Annotated in this window: 4 protein-coding genes; 3 read left to right on the top strand and 1 reads right to left on the bottom strand. The window is 64.0% G+C overall.

Features of this window, described 5'->3' with window-relative positions:
* Nucleotides 1–267 precede the first annotated feature (267 nt).
* A complete protein-coding gene (locus tag Q1V87_RS05745) occupies nucleotides 268–474 on the top strand; it encodes an ABC transporter ATP-binding protein (protein ID WP_300591229.1) in 207 nt (68 codons plus the stop codon).
* A gap of 117 nt (nucleotides 475–591) precedes the next feature.
* Here the strand turns inward: Q1V87_RS05745 and Q1V87_RS05750 are convergent, their stop codons facing one another.
* The gene (locus Q1V87_RS05750; protein ID WP_300591230.1) at nucleotides 592–774 is read right to left on the bottom strand and encodes a hypothetical protein; all 183 of its coding nucleotides are present in this window, start codon (nucleotides 772–774) and stop codon (nucleotides 592–594) included.
* A 304-nt stretch (nucleotides 775–1,078) separates the two neighbouring features.
* Here Q1V87_RS05750 and Q1V87_RS05755 point away from each other — a divergent pair, with 304 nt between their 5' ends.
* Nucleotides 1,079–1,231 (top strand): hypothetical protein, encoded by a 153-nt coding sequence (locus tag Q1V87_RS05755; RefSeq protein ID WP_300591231.1) that lies wholly within the window; start codon nucleotides 1,079–1,081, stop codon nucleotides 1,229–1,231.
* A gap of 226 nt (nucleotides 1,232–1,457) precedes the next feature.
* On the top strand, nucleotides 1,458–2,767 hold a 1,310-nt coding region (locus Q1V87_RS05760), incomplete at its 3' end, for an AAA family ATPase (RefSeq protein WP_300591232.1).

The raw sequence follows: 2,767 nt of genomic DNA on the forward strand, positions 1-2,767 counted from the left end.
ACAAAGCGCAGTCGCTCGTCTCGCGATCGATGACGGGCAAGACTCAATCGAAGCAGTTGAGAGGCCGCGAGGGGAAGTGACCAGCGGCGGACATATACCGAGATGTCGGGATCACAACGGAAAAGAGCCGCCCCGCGGTAACGGGACGGCTCACAAGCCCTGAGAGCGTCAGGTCTCATCCAGAGCACTGACTGTACCGGAGTTGGCAGCCGCAGACTAGCGGCGCTCCGTCTCAGAGCACCCGGCTCAATCAGTGAAGGAGTTCCCATGGGAACCGTTCGTCGCTCCGCATCCACAGGTCGTTTCGTCTCCAAGGCCGCCGCGGCCCGCTGGCCCGGAAAGACCACCACCGAACGTGTCGGGTCCGGCACGAGCAACTCAACAACGGTGCACCGCTCCGCGTCGACGGGCCGGTTCGTGACCGAATCGACCGCCAACCGCAACCCGAGCGGCACGATCAGCCAGCGCGTCTGACTGTGACACGAGAGCCTGCACGTGCACGCGTGCAGGCTCTCGCCGTGTACGGCGAGAATCGACCGGCGACGACACGGTTGGGCCCGAGTTGGTACTTCATACCAGTCCCCACGTTCGCTAGCTACGGACGCGCTGCGACGCGGCACCGGCCTCTGAGGCGACGCTCTTGAGGAAGTGCTTCGCTTCGCGTCGAAGCGCGGTCTGGAAGCCTGGCTCGCGCCACACGTCGAGGGCATGCTGGGCGGCGCTGGCGAAAGCGGTCGCGAAGGCGCTTCGCGGGGTTGCGTCGATGAGTGCCATGGTTTCACCTCCTCCCAAAAGTCGTGGGTGCCGGCAAGGACCACGCTGGGTCGGCAGTCGGCCGCGTGACTTCGAGTTCGGACCGCCCAGCACGCGCGACCGAGAACGCAAAGTCGATCAGAATATGCCCGCCGGCCGGTCAGGTCAAGAAGCGGCGAGGCATCAGCCTGCGACTGGGTGTTGACGGTGCGTGCGTGCAGCCCATATCCTGATCGACTTTGCTTCGCGCCGACCTGTCTTCGACACCGACCGCGCGGCTCAAGGAATCAACGGGCGATAACTCAACTCGAAGGGAGGTGAACTCATGGGGAAGTACAACCGCGACCAGAACTGCTGGTCTCGTGGGGAGGTGAGCGACGCCCGTCTGCACCAGCACTCCGGACCCCAGCACGCTTTCGGCGGCTGGGAGAAGGTCAGCAACGGGGACGGCTCGTACTGGATGCGCCAGACGCACTAGTGGCCCCGCGTGTCCCGCTCGCTCGACGGCTCGGCGTCAGCGAGCGGGACACGTTCGCACTCTGCTTCGCAAGCAGTGGCCGACTCAATAGCATCAGACCGCGGGAACGAAAGGGCGCAGGGTGGAGAACCAAGATGAAGTAGTCGAACGCGACTCGGCCGGCGACCCAGTTGACGTGGCGCGCAAGGCTTACGGATCGGACTGGGTAGGGATTGACGGACGAGCCATGCGTGCACGTCGGGACGCCCAGCGTCGGCGGGCGAAGGAAGCAGTCGCTCAAGAGCGAGAGCGTCGCGAGCGTGAAGAGGCGGAGATCCTCGCGATGTCAGTCGACGATGTCCCGGTCTCCGTCAATCCCGCTCCACACGATTCCGCACCGGCTCCGCGCGCTCCGCAGCAGCGCGCGCGACCGACGGCATTGGTCGAGCGGCTCCACATCGAGAACCTCCGGTCGTTCTCAGGGGCTCACGACGTTGAGCTGGCGCCGCTCACCCTCATCTACGGGCCGAACTCCGCTGGGAAATCGACCGTCCTCAAGGCACTCAAGCTTCTGATGCAGACCGTCGACGTAGGACGGACTGATGCTCTTCGTGCGTGGGACAAGGCCTTCGAGGAGGCAAGCGCGCGCAACCTGATTACCTACACCGAGCCCGATCCCGAGGATCCGAGTGGGTTCCAGTGGCAGTCGCCGCTCGTCCTGGGTGTTGAATTCCGGACCCGGGACGGGCGTCTCGCTGCAGCGGAACTCAGCTACGACCTCAACCCCGTCGGGTCGATCGATATGCACTCCACCGCCCTGGCGGTGGTCGGGGAAGGTCAGGCCTCCCGCAAGCGATTCATCCCGGAGGACTTCGCGGATGACCGCGACCCTTTCCACCCATCTGATTTCGGCAACGGCCTTCTCACGCGCTATCGCGTCGGCGAGAGCCGCGGAGGGTCCGACTGGGTAGAAGAGTCACGACTTGTGGATGCCGAGCTGTTCGCACACGAGGACCGGAAGCTGCAGTCTGATCTATTCGAGATGGCGTTCCTGCTTCGCTACTGCGGGCCTCACCGTGGCGAGCCGGGCAAGAGCTACGACCCGGAGCGAGGTGTCTACAACTCGGACTGGTTTGAGTTCTTCGGCAAGCCTCGGCGCGCCGGATTCAGTGAGTTCGACCTCTTGAACCAGATGCTCGCTCAGCTCGAGGTGCCGTATGTCTTCGAACAGGACGCACTTGCACGACTTCGGAGCCCGATCCAGCAGACGTGGATCATGAAGGACGTCCGCTCTGGCGCGCCAGTGGCATTGGATCAGGTTGGCTACGGAGTGAGCCAGCTACTGCCGGTCGTTGACGTAGCCGTCCATGCCGAGAGGCAGGTCATCTGTGTCGAGGAGCCCGAGTTGCACCTCCACCCTCGCCTTCAAGCGAGGCTCGGGAACTTGTTCGCCACGGCTGTAGTTCGCGGGCGCAACCAGGTGATCGTCGAGACCCACTCGGAGAACATCCTTCTCCGTGTTCGAAGGCTGATTCGCAACGGGAAGTTGCGTCCTGA

The sequence above is a fragment of the Microbacterium sp. genome (assembly GCF_030149085.1).
Lineage (GTDB): Bacteria > Actinomycetota > Actinomycetes > Actinomycetales > Microbacteriaceae > Microbacterium.

Bases quoted from the DNA above. Each gene is read 5' to 3' on its own strand.
- Q1V87_RS05750 (WP_300591230.1), bottom strand. From the start codon at position 774: ATGGCACTCATCGACGCAACCCCGCGAAGCGCCTTCGCGACCGCTTTC.
- Q1V87_RS05745 (WP_300591229.1), top strand. From the start codon at position 268: ATGGGAACCGTTCGTCGCTCCGCATCCACAGGTCGTTTCGTCTCCAAG.
- Q1V87_RS05755 (WP_300591231.1), top strand. From the start codon at position 1,079: ATGGGGAAGTACAACCGCGACCAGAACTGCTGGTCTCGTGGGGAGGTG.